Origin of the sequence: Enterococcus sp. DIV1767 (assembly GCF_050542585.1) — a bacterium.
Taxonomy (GTDB): domain Bacteria; phylum Bacillota; class Bacilli; order Lactobacillales; family Enterococcaceae; genus Enterococcus_D; species Enterococcus_D innesii.
The window spans coordinates 1,772,973-1,791,090 of the sequence record NZ_CP172936.1; the positions used below are offsets into that span (position 1 = coordinate 1,772,973).

At 36.6% G+C, this 18,118-nt stretch carries 19 protein-coding genes; 2 read left to right on the top strand and 17 right to left on the bottom strand.

The window, feature by feature from the left end; genetic code table 11:
* The 7 genes from IGI78_RS08565 to IGI78_RS08595 all read right to left on the bottom strand — a co-directional run bounded on the left by IGI78_RS08565 (position 1) and on the right by IGI78_RS08595 (position 5,378).
* Complete coding sequence (locus IGI78_RS08565; protein WP_010748297.1) at positions 1-354, bottom strand: PRD domain-containing protein; 354 nt, start codon at positions 352-354, stop codon at positions 1-3.
* Between the two features lie 105 nt (positions 355-459).
* Positions 460-1,383, bottom strand: coding sequence for a GntR family transcriptional regulator YhfZ (gene yhfZ / locus IGI78_RS08570; RefSeq protein ID WP_010748296.1), 924 nt, complete (start codon positions 1,381-1,383; stop codon positions 460-462).
* A gap of 4 nt (positions 1,384-1,387) precedes the next feature.
* Positions 1,388-2,491 (bottom strand): aminotransferase class V-fold PLP-dependent enzyme, encoded by a 1,104-nt coding sequence (locus tag IGI78_RS08575; RefSeq protein ID WP_086292347.1) that lies wholly within the window; start codon positions 2,489-2,491, stop codon positions 1,388-1,390.
* A gap of 10 nt (positions 2,492-2,501) precedes the next feature.
* Positions 2,502-3,374 carry a phosphotriesterase family protein gene (locus tag IGI78_RS08580; protein WP_074535918.1) on the bottom strand — a complete coding sequence of 291 codons (873 nt, stop codon included), beginning with the start codon at positions 3,372-3,374 and terminating at the stop codon, positions 2,502-2,504.
* A 13-nt stretch (positions 3,375-3,387) separates the two neighbouring features.
* Positions 3,388-4,704: a YhfT family protein gene (locus IGI78_RS08585; RefSeq protein ID WP_086292346.1), complete on the bottom strand. Its 1,317-nt coding sequence runs from the start codon at positions 4,702-4,704 to the stop codon at positions 3,388-3,390.
* A 24-nt stretch (positions 4,705-4,728) separates the two neighbouring features.
* Positions 4,729-5,091, bottom strand: coding sequence for a DUF2620 domain-containing protein (locus tag IGI78_RS08590; protein WP_074535920.1), 363 nt, complete (start codon positions 5,089-5,091; stop codon positions 4,729-4,731).
* Between the two features lie 56 nt (positions 5,092-5,147).
* Positions 5,148-5,378 carry a hypothetical protein gene (locus IGI78_RS08595; protein ID WP_195265184.1) on the bottom strand — a complete coding sequence of 77 codons (231 nt, stop codon included), beginning with the start codon at positions 5,376-5,378 and terminating at the stop codon, positions 5,148-5,150.
* Positions 5,379-5,776: 398 nt separating this feature from the next.
* On the opposite strand from IGI78_RS08595, the gene IGI78_RS08600 reads away from it, so the two are divergent.
* Both IGI78_RS08600 and IGI78_RS08605 read left to right on the top strand, forming a co-directional pair.
* Entirely contained in the window at positions 5,777-6,178 is a 402-nt protein-coding gene (locus IGI78_RS08600) for a hypothetical protein (RefSeq protein WP_086292344.1), read from the top strand.
* Between the two features lie 278 nt (positions 6,179-6,456).
* Positions 6,457-6,705: a hypothetical protein gene (locus IGI78_RS08605; protein ID WP_430617961.1), complete on the top strand. Its 249-nt coding sequence runs from the start codon at positions 6,457-6,459 to the stop codon at positions 6,703-6,705.
* Positions 6,706-6,849: 144 nt separating this feature from the next.
* Here the strand turns inward: IGI78_RS08605 and IGI78_RS08610 are convergent, their stop codons facing one another.
* From IGI78_RS08610 to lepA, 10 genes are all read right to left on the bottom strand, one after another.
* Positions 6,850-7,101, bottom strand: coding sequence for a hypothetical protein (locus IGI78_RS08610; protein ID WP_096742733.1), 252 nt, complete (start codon positions 7,099-7,101; stop codon positions 6,850-6,852).
* A gap of 273 nt (positions 7,102-7,374) precedes the next feature.
* Positions 7,375-8,325 (bottom strand): zinc-binding dehydrogenase, encoded by a 951-nt coding sequence (locus tag IGI78_RS08615; protein ID WP_096742734.1) that lies wholly within the window; start codon positions 8,323-8,325, stop codon positions 7,375-7,377.
* Positions 8,326-8,706: 381 nt separating this feature from the next.
* Positions 8,707-9,405: a M23 family metallopeptidase gene (locus IGI78_RS08620; RefSeq protein ID WP_369907644.1), complete on the bottom strand. Its 699-nt coding sequence runs from the start codon at positions 9,403-9,405 to the stop codon at positions 8,707-8,709.
* A 241-nt stretch (positions 9,406-9,646) separates the two neighbouring features.
* The gene (locus IGI78_RS08625) at positions 9,647-10,069 is read right to left on the bottom strand and encodes a GFA family protein (RefSeq protein ID WP_186366393.1); all 423 of its coding nucleotides are present in this window, start codon (positions 10,067-10,069) and stop codon (positions 9,647-9,649) included.
* A gap of 38 nt (positions 10,070-10,107) precedes the next feature.
* Positions 10,108-10,863: a MerR family transcriptional regulator gene (locus IGI78_RS08630; RefSeq protein WP_195265100.1), complete on the bottom strand. Its 756-nt coding sequence runs from the start codon at positions 10,861-10,863 to the stop codon at positions 10,108-10,110.
* A complete protein-coding gene (locus IGI78_RS08635; RefSeq protein WP_430617962.1) occupies positions 10,850-12,865 on the bottom strand; it encodes a HelD family protein in 2,016 nt (671 codons plus the stop codon). Before IGI78_RS08635 ends, IGI78_RS08630 begins: the two co-directional genes overlap by 14 nt.
* Before the next feature lie 132 nt (positions 12,866-12,997).
* Positions 12,998-13,645, bottom strand: a complete 648-nt coding sequence (locus IGI78_RS08640) for a GNAT family N-acetyltransferase (RefSeq protein WP_195265095.1) — start codon at positions 13,643-13,645, stop codon at positions 12,998-13,000.
* A gap of 758 nt (positions 13,646-14,403) precedes the next feature.
* Positions 14,404-15,120, bottom strand: coding sequence for an ABC transporter permease (locus IGI78_RS08645; protein ID WP_195265093.1), 717 nt, complete (start codon positions 15,118-15,120; stop codon positions 14,404-14,406).
* A gap of 1 nt (position 15,121) precedes the next feature.
* On the bottom strand, positions 15,122-15,850 hold the full coding sequence (locus IGI78_RS08650) for an ABC transporter ATP-binding protein (protein ID WP_195265091.1): 729 nt from the start codon (positions 15,848-15,850) through the stop codon (positions 15,122-15,124).
* 360 nt (positions 15,851-16,210) lie between these two features.
* Positions 16,211-18,046: a translation elongation factor 4 gene (gene lepA, locus IGI78_RS08655; protein ID WP_074535928.1), complete on the bottom strand. Its 1,836-nt coding sequence runs from the start codon at positions 18,044-18,046 to the stop codon at positions 16,211-16,213.
* Between the last annotated feature and the right edge of the window lie 72 nt (positions 18,047-18,118).

Here is an 18,118-nt window from a genome sequence, read left to right on the forward strand (position 1 = left end):
TTATTCCTCCCTCAACATATTGATGATATGAAGATAAAAGTAATCAAGCTCAGCTTCAGCAAATTGCTTTCCTTTTGTCATTCTTTGAAGATCCTGCCATAATTCTTTCGAGTGAAGAAATTTTGGATCAGATTGGATTTCCTGACTGATAAAAGATTCGAGGTCATTTATCGTCTCATTTTGCTTTCGTCGTTGGTCTGCCATCGCTAGATGAGTCAAAAAGACATCCGCTTTTTTATCATTATCAATAATTTTTTGCTGTAATAAATAATCTAATACGCGCAAAACATACTCATAAGTATTTTCATCGATTACTTTTGAACTTAGTAATATTGCTAATTTTTCTCTAATCATCTAATCCCCCTATTTCACTCAAAACACAAAAACATATTCTATCAAGCAATGGATAAGAAACTAGGTTTCCTGATTGCCTGCCCTGGTATAAAACTATAAATGAAATCAATACTGAGGAATTAAACGCCCTTCACAAACCTCTTTTTGAATAGTAAGAATTTTTTCTTTATCTACGCTTTTTTGGAAGAATGCTTTCATAGACGTTTCTTCCGTATGGGTAATGATAACGGAAGTACTCATTTCTTGCTCCATTTCACTTCCTTCTAATGGAACAGCATAGAGCCCTTGATGGTTTTTATCTCTAATTTCATCAAAATTCCAGATCCCAGCATCAATACTACCATTTTGTAAAGAAGATACGATTTGATGCCCTTGCATTTCAACAAATTCAACTTGTGTCTCATTAACGACTGCTTTCGTTAATAATTGTTGGTCAATTGAACTATAGTCAATAGCAATCTTCATCCCTTTTTCAATTGACTTTTTTTTCTTGTCCCTAAATAGCAACACATGCTCACTAAGATAAGTATGTTGTCCAAAGTCCAATGTGATTTCAATCGGCTCTCCATTTTTTATTGCTTGATTTGCCGCAAATTTTGAAACAATTGCAAAACGATACGTTTTATTCAAGATCGATCGAACACGCTCTTTTGATCCTCGAATATATGCAAGATTTAATTTAATTTTATTTTCTTTGAAGGCTTCATATATTCCTGTTGCTAATCCCTCATATAGACGTGAATATGGTAAGGTCATTGTACCGAGAATCGTATCTGATAACGCATATTCTTGCAAAATATTATAATTAATTTCTTCTATAAATGTACCCATATGACCGTGACTTTTAACTTTTATTGCATCAATCTCTTTTAAAAAACTCCAAGCATTTTGAACAGTCCCTCTGGCTACTTTATATTTATTTTGATATTCCGTAACACTTTGAACTCGATCGCCCTTTTTCTTTTGTAAAAGATCAGATGCTAAGTAGTTAACAATGATTCCTTTTTTCTTTAAAAATTCTTCTCCCATAGACTCACACCTCTTTTTCAACAACATCCATTGCCTGTTTTAAAATACGCAAGATCGTGTCTGCACCTGATCGATTGGGATTTATACGAATCATGAATTGTTCAGCATCCGGATCAGCTGCTCTAAATGTGCCAGAAACCCGATAGACAAGTGGAGAGAACTCATATTTTGATTCTGCTCCTACTGGATTGGGTAAGGCACCAAAACTTGTTGCTTGTTCAATGACTTTTTTTGCAATTGGCTTTTTTAATTTGACGACAATTACCTTCGACTGAGCATTGATTAGAAATGCTTTTTCAATCCCTCCAATTTCTTGTTGATTGATTCGACCACAAACCTCTTCACTTACTTTTGCTGATATAGCCAATGAGACCGGTGCATAGATCAATCCTTTTAAAACGTCTATTGCTTCATGACCTTGAACCTGCCCGCCACCAGAATAGTTGTCATTTTTCAGGCGTTGAATCGCTTTTTTCTCACCAACAATACAACCAATACCTTCAGGACCAAGCAATTTGAACGTAGAGAAACAAGATAGATTGGCACCGAATTCGGAACCTAACCCCTTAGTTTTTAGAGCCGAATAATTATCATCAGTAATGATCTGGATAGTTTTATCAAATGATCGGATAAAGGCAATCAATGATTTTAAATCATAGGAATCATCAAATTTTTGTCTTGTTACTTGAATCAATATTCCGTCTACTTTATTATTTAAAAGTTTTTCTTTGACTTCCTCGAGATGATTATAATCAGCAAAAATTGTTTTTAATCCTAACATCTCAATCGATACTTTTGACGTAGGATAGATTGGTGCATCATGAACCATTAAAGTCTTGTTAGTTCCTAAAAGAGAATATAATGCTAACCTGATGGCATTCGTACCAGAACCGCGTACAAGCATCGCAGCCTCAGCATTAAAAAAATCTGCCAAAACCTTTTCAACTTTTTGAGTAGTCCTCGGCTGATTTAACCCTTTTACAACACCAAGATCCCCTCGTGTTAGAATTTCTTCACCTGAGAAGTTTCTGGTTATAGCATCTACAAAGCGAAACTGCATTTGAGTCGCTTCTTCTATCGACAAACTTTCTAAAGGGAATGTCTCCATAATTTCGCTCCTAATTCATAAATATTCTTGGATTATCTCGTAGCATTTTATCGATAAAATTCTCAGATAAACCATTTTCAAGTGCAAGTGGAACAAATGTATCCAATAAATAAGAATACCCTATTCCACCTCGATATGCTAAATTTGACTTTCGAGTAATATCCATTGAAAGAAATACTTTGTCTTGATAACCACGTTTTTCAATCTCTTTTAGCATCTCTATTCTTAGCAGATCTGGTTGATAGTTCTCTTTTCCAATCGTGTCAAATTCTACATATACCCCTTGATCTAACATTCTTAAAATATAATCACTATTACCGGTCAAATCCACGTGTCCAATCACCACTTTATTTAAATCAGCCCCATGCTCTTTAAAAAAGTTTACTTGTTCATGGCCAAAGGTTCCCAATGTTGTGTGAGTCGATATAGGAACATTACAATGTTTTTGAGTGAGGACAGCAGCGATAAATATTTTTCTTTCTCGTTCAGTCATATGGTTTTTACTTGTCCCTATTTCACCGATAAGTTGTGCTTTGATACTGGTTTCCGCTATTCCATTTTCTATCTCATTTACCATAAAATCAGTCAACTCTTCAATCGTAGCTGACGTCACAAATTCGGGTAAGAATTTATCTTGGTAAAATCCTGTTGCTTGGACAATATTGATTTTAGATAGCTCAGATACTTGCTGAACATATTCGGGATTTCTTCTCATGTCCATATTTGTCAGGTCTACTATATTACGAACTCCCTTAGAATACAATTTTTTGTATTCTGAAACAGTCTCATCAAAACAATTTAAGTTCGTATCATCATCTTTCTTCAAACGTGAAAGATCGATCGTAGTATGTTCATGCATATAAGTTATACCGTCTAACAACATCACTTCAATCCTCCTAGTTTGCAACTATTGGTGCGAATAATCCCAATAAATACAAAATGTTGACAATAACGCCTAAACTGATTGCAGCAATAGGACCCACGGCTAATTCTACGACTGGTTTTTTCGCTTTTCTATTCAAAAGCATCAAACCGATGACCCAGAAAAAACCTATTCCTGGTGCAATTTGCTCAGATGCCATCGCTCCCCCAATTAAAAGAGCAACTTCTAATACTTTATTCATAGCTGTACGAATATGTTCACCCATTTCGCGTATGCCTGGAAATTTGTCAAGGGCTTTTGCCATTAAGGTCAACAATTGTACTTCAACAAACATTAGCAGTGCGCCCACTAGAAAAGCAACAAGAGGATTACCATTCAATAAGATTCCTGCGACAAATACAAAAGTCGTGCCAGCTGGGCTATACACACCTGTAACGATTGCAGTTGAAAAAACTAAGGGAATGAAGCCAATTCCACGAGCAAAAGCAGCTAATGCAGCTTCACTCATTTTTCCTTCTGAAAGCAAATTTAATGAAATAGGATCACCTGCAATAATCATCAAACTTGTTGATGCCGCCACTAAGCCCCCTGTAACGGATAACCATAACCAGTTCTTCTTAATACGATTCACACGTTCTAAAAATACACTTACAAGGCTCTCATTTGAGTTACTACCATCGCTTTTCACTTGAATGGCATAAACAATCATGAAGAGCATCCCAACAAGTAAGGACATTCCTTCTGCACTAAGTGTTAATGTTGCGCCATTTCCTAAATCAAATGTACCAAAACGTTTTACAACAAACAATGTTAAAAGCGTAGCGCTGAATGAAATCGCACCTTTTTTGAATCCATGTTGACTAGCGATTGCAATCGCTGGAAAAATACTAAAACCAATAACTACAGGAGCACCTACTTGCGAAAGTGAGTCCATAAAGTTCACCGGCATCATTGCAAAGAGGTCAACAACCGCTTGGAGCCCAATAACTAATCCAACACCATAAATAGCTCCTACACTAGCAGCAACAATAACTCCGATTTTGCCTTCCGGTGCCCAAGATCCGATAATATCTGTCATTAATAATACACTATGGACTAATAGAATAGATGCACCTATTGAAACAGGAATGCCAAATCCAATGACTAATCCAAAACTTAAAGCAAAACTTGTCGCTGCAATTTCTTTCTTACCAATTTTTCCTTCTAAAAATTCCGGAATGATTGGCCTTAATCCGTCATTAAAAACAGCGATTCCTTTATTTGCTAACACTGCACAAAGTCCCCCTAAAAGTGCAATAGCAATTAATTCAACAATTTTCGATGATTCCATCTCTTTTCCCCCAAATTAAATAATCTATTGTTTTTTTAGTTCGTCCATAATGATAGGTACTACTGCTTCTTTATGCTGAGCGGTAAATCCAAAAGCTTTTTTTCCTGAACTGACATGTTCTCTTATTTCAGATTCCGGCATCACTTTTCCAGGCATAGAAACAGTTACACAGTTATCATGGCCTAATAAAGCTAATGCCATTGCCAGAGCACCCCCACCACCAGTATTACATGCCCCGATGTAGTAGTCAGCTTGTTTATTTTTGACTGCCATCGCAGCATCTAAATCACTTTTGATAACAATCTCGAACTGATCATCACCAAACGTTTCGACTAATGCTTTCACCTCGTCCTTATCGATTTGACCGCCGATAACTATTTTTTTCATCACAATTTCCTCCTTATGAATGTACATTTTTTTGTATATTGATAAATAATCAATAATTACAAATTGATTGTAACCGGAGACAGAATCAATTGCAAGCCCTTTCTAAAAATCAATTCAATTTCATTTGTTTTCCTCGTGTCTGTCACAACGGTTAAAATATCACGCTGTAATATCTCGCAAGCACGTCCAATCACTTCATTTTCCAGCTGTTTTGATGTGACAGAAGTATTTTTAGAAATGAAAAATGTTGTTTCCATGTAATCACCCGTTTCATCTATTTCTTTCATTATTTTAACTCTACAGAAAATCCAACTACTGCACCGTATCTAACAATCTATCCATAGCTTCACAGTCAATCTACTTTTCTCTTAGAATAAACAGAAACTTATTCAAATAATTCTCATTTGAACACTCTGATATCGTTTACAAATATAGAATAAATGAAAACCTTAACCAAAAAAATAGAGAAAATCGATGAAAAAATAAGAAAAACAGTCTTTTTTCGTATTATGGTTTTAATCGTCTTCTTTTAAGCAAACCCGTCTCTCATAGACAGATTACTTTAACTCGATTAATAATTTCATCCTTCTCATTACCAGATTGGCGATACAAGTTATCTAAAATTTCCTCGCTTAGCACCTTCATCCTGATAAAATAAAGTAAATAAACGACAAGGAGCCATAGCATGTCAAAAATAATTATTTCCGGAAGTATCACTTTTCAAAAGGATTTTGAAGAACTAACAAATACACTTACTGAAAATGGGCATCAGGTGATCAATTATCCAAGAGCCACGGACAATCTTTCTACTCAGTTTTCAACCTTATTCGTAGACTTTTATAAAGACATAGAAAAAGCCGAGATTTTTTATTTATATAACAAAGAAAAAAATGGCATCTGCGGTTATATCGGTGCAGCTGGCTTTGCGGAAGCAACCTTTGCTTTGACTCGAAAACTACTGTACGGACAGAAAATCCAATTGTTTTTGCATGAGGAACCGAGTGAAAAAGTAGCTTGTTCTGAAGAGATTGAGCTGTGGAAAGAGAATGGTTGGATCACTGTTAAAAATCTGGACACGTTATTTTGATTGAGAAAAACAAAACTCCTTATATGAAAGCTGGCGGTAGTCTGATGAAAAAGCTTATATTGATCAGCGGTACCATGGGAATTGGTAAATCAACTATAACTGAAGAATTATCCAAACAAACAAAGCAGTCTATTTACCTTGACGGAGATTGATGCTGGATGATGAATCCGTTTATCCTCAATGAATAAAATAAGGATATGGCGATCAACAATAGCCATTTTCTGTTAAACCCGTTTATAAATAACTCTATGATCAACGTCATTTATTTTTGCTGGGTTATGGATGAGCAAAAAATTGTGGCTCGAGTCTTGAACGGCATCGCATTGGAAAATATTGACGTGCAGCACTTCTCATTAATTGCCTCGTCAGAAAAATTACAGGAAAACTTTGAAGGAGATATAACCACCGGGAAACGAACACTATCTGATTTACAGCGTTCACTGAATAGGTTACCAAATTATACTGAATTGCGTTCAAGAAAATTGATATTTCCCATCACTCTGTTGCGGAGACCGTTTCAAAAATAATTTTGGCATCTTCTTAAATATTCCTTCAATTAGTAAATTTTTGCACATGTTTTTAACGTAACTATTATCCGAGGGCTACTTATTGCGACTAACACAAATAAGCCCACACTCATAAGAGCACGGGCTTATTAATATCATCTTTCATTACATATACTTCTCAACTTCATCAATTTCTTTTTGTAGTGCTTGTTCATCGTACTTTTCATACTTACCGGCTTCGTGTGCGATCTTTTTGATTTCATGAATCGCTTTTTTCTCAACGATCCATTTCTTCATACTATGTTTTTTTGCGTCTGCATCTAGTGTGTCTAATTCAGCTAAATTCTCATCTAACTTATCAAGAACCTCTGCAATCTTTACCAATGCTTTTGCTTCCTTTTCTTCATAGTTTGTCATAGATATCACTCCTTAAGTATTTGATATATTTATCTTACTGCTGTAATTAAATATTTTCAAATTAAATGTACTGTTTATCACAAAGTTTTATCTTATTCTCACTGACGAAATAGAAAACATTAGATTCTTGCAATATTCTATTCATTTTACATTTATTTTTATCCTTAAAGATTTATCATAAGAGAAGTATCGATTATATAAAAAGATGATTTAGTGAATTAGCAAACATTCGGTGTATCTTTTATGATAAAGTCATTTAGCTTTTTTACTTTCTTATGGTTGCAGCAAAATTTTCCCGACACTTTTTCCAGATTCTAAATAATCATGGGCAGCTTTTCCGTCAGCTAATGAAAAAATGGTTGGCTGACTGATTTTAATTTGATTCTTGCTAAAGTAAGTAAACAGTCGGGTGCTTCTTCTCTCCCGCTCTTGAAAACTTGTCAAGTAATCCCAGAGATCCCCGGTCAAAATACTTTTTGATTTTGATAACAAGGGAATAAAGTCGATCGCTGGCGGATTTCCGCCTGCCATGCCAAAAAAGATAACCTTCCCTCTATTTTTGAGCAAGTCGACACTTTCGGCTAATGTATGTCCAATGCCATCATAAACGGTATCAAAGAAAGAAGTATAGGTTTCTTGCCATTCTGTGTTTCTTAAAAAGACTTGTTTTGCTCCTTGGTCTAAAGCCAGTTGTCGCTTTTCTTCCGAAGAAGTGACGCCGAAGACTTCTAGGCCATCTGCGGTTAAGAGTTGCGATAAAATTTGTCCGACGCCACCACTTATCCCATGGACGAAGACCTTACTATTATTCACATTATTGCCAAGATCATGAGCTAAAAAATCAGCTGTCAACCCTTGCAGGCCAATACTGGCTGCTAATTCAGGTGGTATACTAGATGGAATACGGATGGCATTTTCCTCAGGAACAGCCACCAATTCTGCATTAGCAAAAGGAACATCCACAAAAAGAATCGTTTCCCCTAGCTGAAACTTAGAGACTGATCTTCCTTTTTGAATAATCTTCCCTACACCTTCATAGCCATTAATTAGAGGGTTTCGGGATTCAATATGATAGCTGCCCTTTCTTCGATAAATATCTGCATAATTCAAACCAATATACATCATTTCTATCAATAGCTCATTTTCTTGAATGACGGGATCAGGCAAATCCCCATATGTTAAAACAGTTGAATCACCGAATTCATTAAAATACAACGCCTTCATGCGCAAATCCTCTCCTATCTTCAGTCTATCGAAATCGTCCTGTTCTGTCTAAAATCAGAAATCTATCAATCGCCAAGCTTTCATAGAACGGAACGGTATAACAATCAACCGTTTGAAGTTTCATTAGCTATCTTTTGTTCGAACCCCCCTATTTTGAAGGTACTCTCCTTCTACGCCACTAGATGCCATGCGTCAAAAGAGAAAGTTTTTTTGGTTCGTCATTATCCATCTTAAAACGGTTATGAATGGATCCTGCATATTAATTGATTTATTAAATAGTCAATCTAAGAGATGTCTAGCTATATTACTATACTCTTAAACGAAGTAAAGACTAGAGTAGTAATCATTGATTATTAAAAAAACGTTTATGTTATGAGGAAATCATTTTTTATAAAAGCGAATTCGATCTGTATGTGCTGGTATCTGATTATAAACTGATTCCCAAACACCCTTTCGATAGACTTCATATTCTTCAAATAAAAAGGGCAAACCATTCGACTGAGCAATATCCGCGCTATCCATCAATTGAAAATGTAAATGGGGGGACGTAGAGTTACCTGAATGTCCAACATTTCCTAGTTTCTCGCCTTTTTTGATTCGATCACCAACTACTCCTTTTATCGAATTCGTTTGTAAATGTGCAAATACCATATAGATATTATTTTGGCATTTTAAAACCAGATAATTCCCGGCAATTTGACTGAAGTCGTCATTATACTCGTTAAATGAGGTAGCATTTTTTATAGCAATTGCCGAATCCACTATCCAATGCACAGCAGCACGTTCTGGAATACCATCTCTAATCGTTACGATCTCACCATCACAAGGCGCAAAAATCGGTTTCCCCCAACTATAGCATTTATCTAACGGTACTCCAAAGAAAAAATACCTAGTAAAACTAGTATTGTAAAACGGCTTTCTTGTCTTTTCCCAATCAACTTGCACAAAATCAAACGCAAATCTTAATCCCATACGATTAGTACCGTGACTAGGGATTTTCTTTACTGGTGTAGTAGGTGCTTGCCATTCCCCTCTAAGTGGAAATTCTATAATAATCGATCGGTGCTGGTCTTTTATCACCTCTGATTCCTCCTTTCAAAAATGCCTCTTCAGTCTCTTTTTGAAAAATTATTTTTTTGAAGTCCACTTTTCTTTCGGTCAAATTTTCCCAACTTCGTAGAAAGAGTGTCTTGCTTCTTTTTTTATTTCAGGAAAGAGTGAGCGATTGGAAACCTAAATGGGTTCTATTTCTTGCTAATTCAAATAAATATCTTTATTTTTTTGCCGGTGTTTTTCATTAATCTATCAACATACTGATTATTCAATCAAAAAATTTTTCTTGTATCCCCAGCATAATTTCATCTTCTGTTTTTATATCGGTTTCGTTGGCGAAATCATAATAATGAGGCTTCTGATCGTAGTATATTTCTAATTTTAAGCAGGATTCACTTTCATCAGTAAACAAATCAATGGGAATGTCATAAGAATCTGTAGGAATAAGATAGTAAAATAGATTGGATCCACAATTTCTGCAGAATCCTCTCTCTGCCCAATCAGAGGATTTGTATCTTGTAACTGATTCCTCAGAAGTGATGGTGATGTCTTCACCGCTTCCTGCTGAAACAGAAAGAAACGGTCCGGACCCCCATTTTCGACACATGGAACAATGACAAGCACTAATCTCCGAATGAAAATCTTTGACAATGATAGAAACTTTTCCGCATAAGCAAGTGGCTTTTTTCAATGAAATTCCTCCTTTTAAACAGATTTCCTTTGTCATTTTTAAACAAATCGTTTTGCAGCAACTTTTTTCAAATTATTGATACATTTGGCTAGTTCGGCTGTATTCATTTTAGCCTTCTCTAAAGAGAGGATCAGCATATCACAGACAGAAATGATATCCTCTGACGGTTCAGGATTATTCAAAATAGCCCTTACATCATGTTCTTCTTGATGATCGATCGAATGAAGTAAGCGTAAAATGGCTTCTAATGAATATTTTGCTGAGCGTAATATACGAATGATTTTTAATCGCTTTAGATCGTCTGCTGCATAAATGCGATACCCATTTTCACTTCTCTTTAGCGATAACAAGCCGTTCAGCTCCCAGTTTCTTAATGCATCAGTTGTTACGCCTAAGTATTTAGCTGCTTCACTCCGCTTTAAAGAAATGTCTTCCTCTTCAGTCGTTCCTTTGATCATATCTTCAACGATATGAATCGCTTCATTCGCCTCATCGATTTCTTGATCAATAGCCAGTACATAATCATGGAGCAATGCTGTGGCTGAAGCAAATTCATATTTTGCCAAGGCTTTGATCAGCTCTCTCATCATTGCTCTTAAACCAGATTGGAGCACCTCGACCTGAAAAGCAACTTTTGCTGTTCTTATCAATTCAACATGATATTCATTGTAAATTCTATAGCCATTTTTCGCTCTTTGAGGCTTAGGAATCAGTTCCCATTCCTCATAGCGTCGAATCGTGTTAGGATGAAAACCCACTAGTTTTGCTACCTCAGACGTTTTATATGTTTCCATCCGTTTCTCCCCCATCGTTCAAAATAAAAAGTGTTAATTCATGAAGTGCTCTGGAACAGCTTGTATACAAAAGATTGCTTTTTGATGATAATTGTTCCTTCCTAATATCAGTCAGGATAACTTGGTCGAACTCCAAGCCTTTAGCATATTGTGGCGTCGTGACAATGATTCCTTCCGTCATGGCTGTAGACTGCTTCCCAAAACGAGTGACCTCATAAGAAGATAGGCTTTTTTCGATTTTAGCAACTTCATCCCAAGTTTGGCAAATGATGCCGCAGGTTTTATGAGCTGACGATTCAAATCTTTCTATTATTTTTGTCAGCTTTTCTTGTTTTTCCTGTTGGTGATCAATATAGTTCAACTCAACTTCTTTATTATGACGTTCAATCGGAGTAAGTGCATTATTTGCCGTAAATTGTTTAGCAAATTTAATTATTTCATAGCTGGACCGATAACTGGTATTGAATGTGACTACACGGTTGGTTGAAACAACGGTTTGTAGCCGCTCCAAAAAATTCATTTCCGATGTCAGTAAATCTTGATTGACATCTCCACAAATTGTTTTTTGGCAAGGAAACAAACGATCCAACACATAAAAGTGCAACAGCGAATAATCCTGCATTTCGTCAATAACAATATGTTTGATTTGTCGGTTGGGAAGGATTCCCTCAATGTTCATTTTGAAATAGAGATATGGAAATAGATCTGCATAATCAATCTTATTTTTGTTTTGATTAAAAGGAATCTTTTCTGACGTCAAGAAGTTCACGTACTCATTCAAGCTAGTTGTTATTTGCAACCTGCTTAGCAACTCTTTTTCTATTGCTTTGCTTATATGATTTTGGTCATTTTCAGGCACGATCTTACTTAATTGCCGTGCTAATTGCTTAGTTCTAACGAATAATGCACTTTCTGAAAGAGCATTATTTACTTTTTCCAATTCTTTTTTTGAAAATGTGTATTGATGATCAACGATAATATCTTCGGAAAATAATCTATTATTGAGCTGTTGGATATGGTTTTTCAAAGACAAAAAGAATTTCTCAGATCTTTTATATAAAAAAGTTTTTGCCTCTTTTGACATTGGCTTTTCTATCATTTGATCTATTTCATCCTGTTTATCAGTTACTTTTAACTCTTCTTCGATCATTGGTTGGACAAGCTGGGTGATTTCAAGCTGATTTAGCTCGTCTTCTCCTAATTCAGGCAAAACAGTTGAAATGTAACTGGAGAAAACATCATTCGGTGATAGAATCAAAACATCTGAAGCCAGTAGTTCTTCTCTTTTTTGATAGAGTAAATAAGCGATTCGATGGAGCGCAATAGACGTTTTTCCAGAACCAGCAACACCTTGGATAATTAAGTTCTTGGCTTTTACATCTCTGATTACTTCGTTTTGTTCTTTTTGAATCGTGTGGATAATGGTCTTCATTTCACTTGAAGTGTTTTTACTCAGCTCATTCATCAAGAATTCATCGTTTACTGCGTCATCTGTGTCGACAACAACTCTAAGCGCTCCATTTTCAATTTCAAACTGTCGCTTTCCTTTTAAGTATCCATGAAATCTCTTCCCTAATGACTCATAGTAGGCAGAACCTAAACTAAAATCATAGTATAATGAGGAAATCGGTGCCCGCCAGTCATAGATCAGCTGCTGTCCAAATTTATCCGCAAACCCGTACCTACCAATGTAAAAATTTTCTACATCTTCGTCATCCTCAAACTGAAACTTAATTTTTGAAAAGTAAGGTGCTCCTTTTAAATATGCTAACTTTTTACTGATATTCGTTTCAAAGTTATTACGCTTATCAATAAAACTTAAGTTTTGCTGGTGATTGTAAACTTCATATTTGTCTAATTCATTTTTATAGTCAACTGTATATTTTTTGATATCTTTATAAGCTTGTTCATTAGCATTGACAGTTCCATCAATTTGTTTTATTTTTTTCTCAATTTTTGTTATAACTTCTTTTAAATGCTCATTTTCTTTCGTATTTAACATGATAAATTCCCCTTTCTCAATGATCTTATCAAGAAAGGGTACATTGGTGGTTTAGTGTAGGGTTTAGAAATTTTAAAATAGATTGATTGTTCTTTGTCTAATTTTCTTTTAAAGTGATTCTCTCATTTTCAATTAGTAATCATACGTATCAATTTCACTGACAGCTTTTTCAAAGTCTGATTGATGCGGTAGGACTTTTTTTTCTTTTGGTGGGAATGTTTTGTCAAAATCATTTAAGATGGATTCATCTGGATACATCGCTTCTGAAAAATGAACACTGCCGCTTATGCCATCTAATGCACCTTCAAATAGAGGCAATGCCATTACGCCAGTATAAAATTTACCATCAGGCATTGATATATTATATTTCTTTGTTCCTACAAATCCATATGGATGGTAATGATACGTAAAGCCGCCAAGAATAATGGCATTAAAGCCTAGTCTTTTCGCTTCAGCAAGTGAGTGCTCAATCAGCATGCGACCAAACCCTTGCCGATGATACTCTGGCGAAATGCTTACTGGTCCGAAGGTTATAATTGGATGTACTCCGCCATGCTTATCGATCACTTTCGCTTTTGTATAAAAAATGCTGCCGATGATCTCATTGTCTAATGCAATAACGAAGGACAACTCGGGGATAAAGTCAGGATGTTTTCTAATGTTGTGAACAAGTAAATGTTCGACTGCTCCTGGGAAATATAAATTCCAAAATGCTTCTCGTGTGATTTCTTCCACTATTTTATAGTCTTTTTCTTCTTCATGTCTAATTGTAATAGTCATAATTTCCTCCAAAAGTATTTCTTTCCTTTTTTTACTAAAGATAACTGACTTAATTGTCTAATCCTCGAAATAGTAGGAGAAGGCCTAGACTATAGTCAAAGATCTTTATTTCGTTTCTATACTATCATCGTTGAACTAAAATACCACATGATAGCTCGTTTAAATACTAACCATATGAAATACATCATCTAGTTCTATTTAGGACGAACAAAACTGGTATGTCCATCTTGAACTCCTTTTTTATCGTCGTTTTTATTCTAACTGAAAGAATATCTCTAGCTCATTCTCATGGAAAAAGACATTCCCAATGATGAGATGTGTAGAGAATGGTGAAACTTTCAGTACTCTTAAACGTGGAATTTACTTAAATAGTGTTATCCAGCTATTACCTCTTATTTAGGCAGTGGGTCTTTATGACTAGCAATTTGGAATTGCTAATAAGAAGTAAAACTAAATGATTACTATTGCGTAATTATAGGTGCACATTTACTGTCTTTCTAAATTCAACCTTGCCTACAGTCTTAGACGATAGGTTTCACCAATCGTCTAAGCTATAAAAATTTGATAATTCTGCAAATACTTTTTCTATTAGCATAAAAATAGACCGTACTTTATTCGTTTTTCAACTTATTGTTCAGATACTTATGCTACTCACCGGACAGACTCCATTCAATTTTTAGTAGAACAAATCATGCCTTCGCACAAAGTTTATCCAAACTATTTTTCACATATAAACAACTGGCTATAACCGATTATCCCTATTCCCATCTAAAATAGCGCACCGCAATAAAAATACCAATAATGGAAATAGCTGTTAACAATAAAACCATATAAAGCAGCCCATTTTCTTCTGGAAACGTAACCGTCTTTAATAACTTGATGCCTTGCGTCAAAGGCATAATATCCGCTACTTTCTGCAATCCCTGCGGCATGATTTCATAAGGAACTGTCGCTCCTGATAAAAAAAACATTGGAAAGAAAATTGCTGAATTTATCGCCCCGGTTGCTTTCTCACTAGGCGATAAGCTGGCAACGATCAAACCTATGGCATGAATGGAAATCATCACTAACAGATACGCTGGTATAAAGTACAGCCAGTTGCCAACGTAAGAAAATTGAAAGAAAACAACTAGCACGCCTAATAATAACAACATCGACACGATGCTGATCGTAAAGCAAAAAAGTAAATGAGCCAAAAGTAATTGGATCGGACTAATTGGTGTCACCTGATATCTTTTCAAGATTTTTCGCTCACGGTAGGAAGATAATGCAAGAGGAAGCCCCATCACACCTGCTGAACAAATCCCTACAGTCGAAACTGACACAAAAGCTGTATTCAGCGAGTCATTACTAGAATCCATAACCCCCATAAAACAAACAATCCCAAGGGGAACAAAAATGCCAAATATAATGGAAGACATTTCTCTTATCGACAGTTTTGCTTCTGATTTATAAAGTAACCAAAATGTCTTCATCTTAATACTCCTCCCCAATAAGTGTTAGAAAGGCTTCTTCAAGTGTGTCTCTTTTGCTTTTCAATACTATTTCTGCGACTGTACCGCTTGCCACTTCTTTGCCCTCTTTTAGGACTAAAATTCGATCACATAAAGTTTCTACTTCGTCCATATAGTGTGAAGTCAGGAAAATGGTCACACCTTTTTCTTTAAGCATCAGCAAGTATCGCCAAACTTCTCTCCTTGCTTTAGGATCCAGACCCGTTGTCAGCTCGTCTAAAAAGATGATCTCCGGATTCCCCATAATCGCTAATAGGATACATAGCTTCTGTTTTTCTCCGCCGGATAATGTAGCTAAAAACGAATTTTTTTTTGCTGAAAGACCAAATTCATCCAACGTCCTCATCCAATCAATCGGTTTTTCGTACAAGGAATTAGTAATTTCACAGATTTCTTTGACCTTCAACTGATTTTGAAAAGCTGCTTCTTGGAACTGAACCCCTACATATTGAAAGAGCTTTTTTCGCTCTTTTCTTGGATCTTTGCCTAACAAGGTGATATCTGCAGAATCATATTTTTGCGTACCTAAAAGGCAATCGATCGTCGTTGATTTGCCTGCTCCATTATGACCGAGCAAGCCAAATATCGTTCCTTTCTCTACAGCAAAACTCAAATTGTCTACTGCACGTTTGTCTCCATATGTTTTGACCAGATCTTTCACTTCTATTGCATTGGTGTTTTTATCGATCATTTTATCCCTCCAATCATTTTCTAGGTTCATTCTAGCCGAAAACGATTCGAAGGTGGTCTAGTGGAGGGTTCTCAATTAGGGGAAAATCCTATCTCGACTTCCAATAAATAATACGTAATAGCAATGCATCACTTAAATACTCGATTACATCCATCTGTTCTTGATCTTCCAAATAAAGAAAAACCAGTTAGGGACGCTGCCTAACTGGTTATAACTTTACTATCAGTTGTATCTTTCTATTCGATAACTTTCTGTTTAAGAACCGAATAAGAAGTTTTTCGTAAATGTTTGCAGACAATCCGAGTAGTGAAATAAGTAAAGTGAATACGACTTTTAAAACAGTGTTTTCTATCTAAAGCCTTATTTCTTCGGTTCATCCTCATCCATCTTCAGAACTGCCATGAAGGCTTCTTGCGGTACTTCGACGGAGCCGATTTGTTTCATCCGCTTCTTCCCTTCTTTTTGTTTCTCCAGAAGTTTGCGTTTCCGAGAAACGTCACCGCCATAACATTTCGCCAATACGTTCTTACGCAAGGCTTTGATGTCGGAACGGGCAACGATTTTTTGTCCGATGGCTGCTTGGATCGGCACTTCGAACTGTTGTCGTGGAATCAGTTTTTTCAGTTTTTCAACGATGGCTTTGCCGCGTTCATAGGCAAAGTCACGGTGAACGATAAAGCTTAACGCATCGACTTTTTCAGTGTTCAGCAAGATGTCCATCTTCACTAGCTTGCTAGTGCGGTAACCAGACATTTCGTAATCCAGTGATGCATACCCTTTGGTGCTGGATTTCAATTTATCAAAGAAATCAAAGACGATTTCCGATAATGGGATCTCATAAACGACGTTTACGCGATAATCATCCAAGTAATCCATCGTGACAAAGTCTCCCCGTTTACGTTGGGACAATTCCATTACAGCACCGACGTAATCGTTAGGGACCATGATTTGTGCTTTGACGTAAGGCTCTTGCACGTTGTCGATCGTGACTGGTTCAGGAAACTCTGCTGGATTATCAACGACGACCATTGAGCCATCAGTCTTGTTGACGTGATAGATTACGGATGGTGCAGTCGTAATCAACTCAAGGTTAAATTCACGTTCTAGCCGTTCTTGCACGACATCCATGTGTAATAGGCCTAAGAAGCCGCAACGGAACCCAAATCCTAATGCTTGAGAAGTTTCTGGTTCAAATTGCAATGCTGCATCATTCAATTGTAATTTTTCCAATGCTTCTCGAAGGTCGTTGTAACGTGAGGTATCGATTGGGTACAATCCGCAATAAACCATCGGATTCATTTGACGATAACCGGCTAAGGCTTCTTCTGCTGGATTGTTGGCTAAAGTCACCGTATCCCCGACTTGGGTATCTTTAACGGTCTTGATGGCAGCAGTGATATACCCAACATCGCCCACCATCAACGCATCTCGTTGAATGGCTTTGGGTGAAAAGACGCCGACTTCTGTGACATCAAAGGTCTTGCCATTACTCATCATTTTGATCTTGTCACCTGGTTTGACCATCCCGTCCATGATGCGGACGTTTAAGACCACCCCACGATAGGAATCGTACACGGAGTCAAAGATCAACGCTTTTAACGGTGCTTCAATATCACCTGCTGGAGCTGGGACATACTCAACGATTTGTTCCAAAATGTCTTCGATCCCAATACCTGCTTTGGCACTCGCTAAAACAGCTTCACTGGCATCGATACCGATCACATCTTCGATCTCTGTTCGTACTCGCTCAGGATCGGCAGCTGGCAAGTCTATTTTATTAATGACTGGTAGGATCTCTAAATCATTGTCTAACGCCAAGTAGACGTTTGCCAATGTCTGTGCTTCGATCCCTTGAGCCGCATCAACGACGAGCACGGCGCCTTCACAAGCGGCCAAACTGCGGGACACTTCATAGGTGAAATCGACGTGCCCTGGAGTGTCGATCAAATGGAAGATGTAGGTTTCTCCGTCTTTGGCGGTATAGTTAAGTTCCACGGCATTTAATTTGATCGTGATTCCTCGTTCACGTTCAAGATCCATGGAGTCTAATAATTGGTTTTGCATTTCCCGTGACGTCACTGTATGGGTTTGTTCCAAAATACGGTCCGCCAATGTTGATTTCCCATGGTCGATATGGGCGATAATGGAGAAATTACGAATCTTCTCCTGTCGTTTTTTCATTTCTTCTATGTTCATGGATACGTTCCTCATTTCTTTTAGTCAGCTTTTCTATTATACCAACGAAACGCCAATAGTTAAAGTATTTTT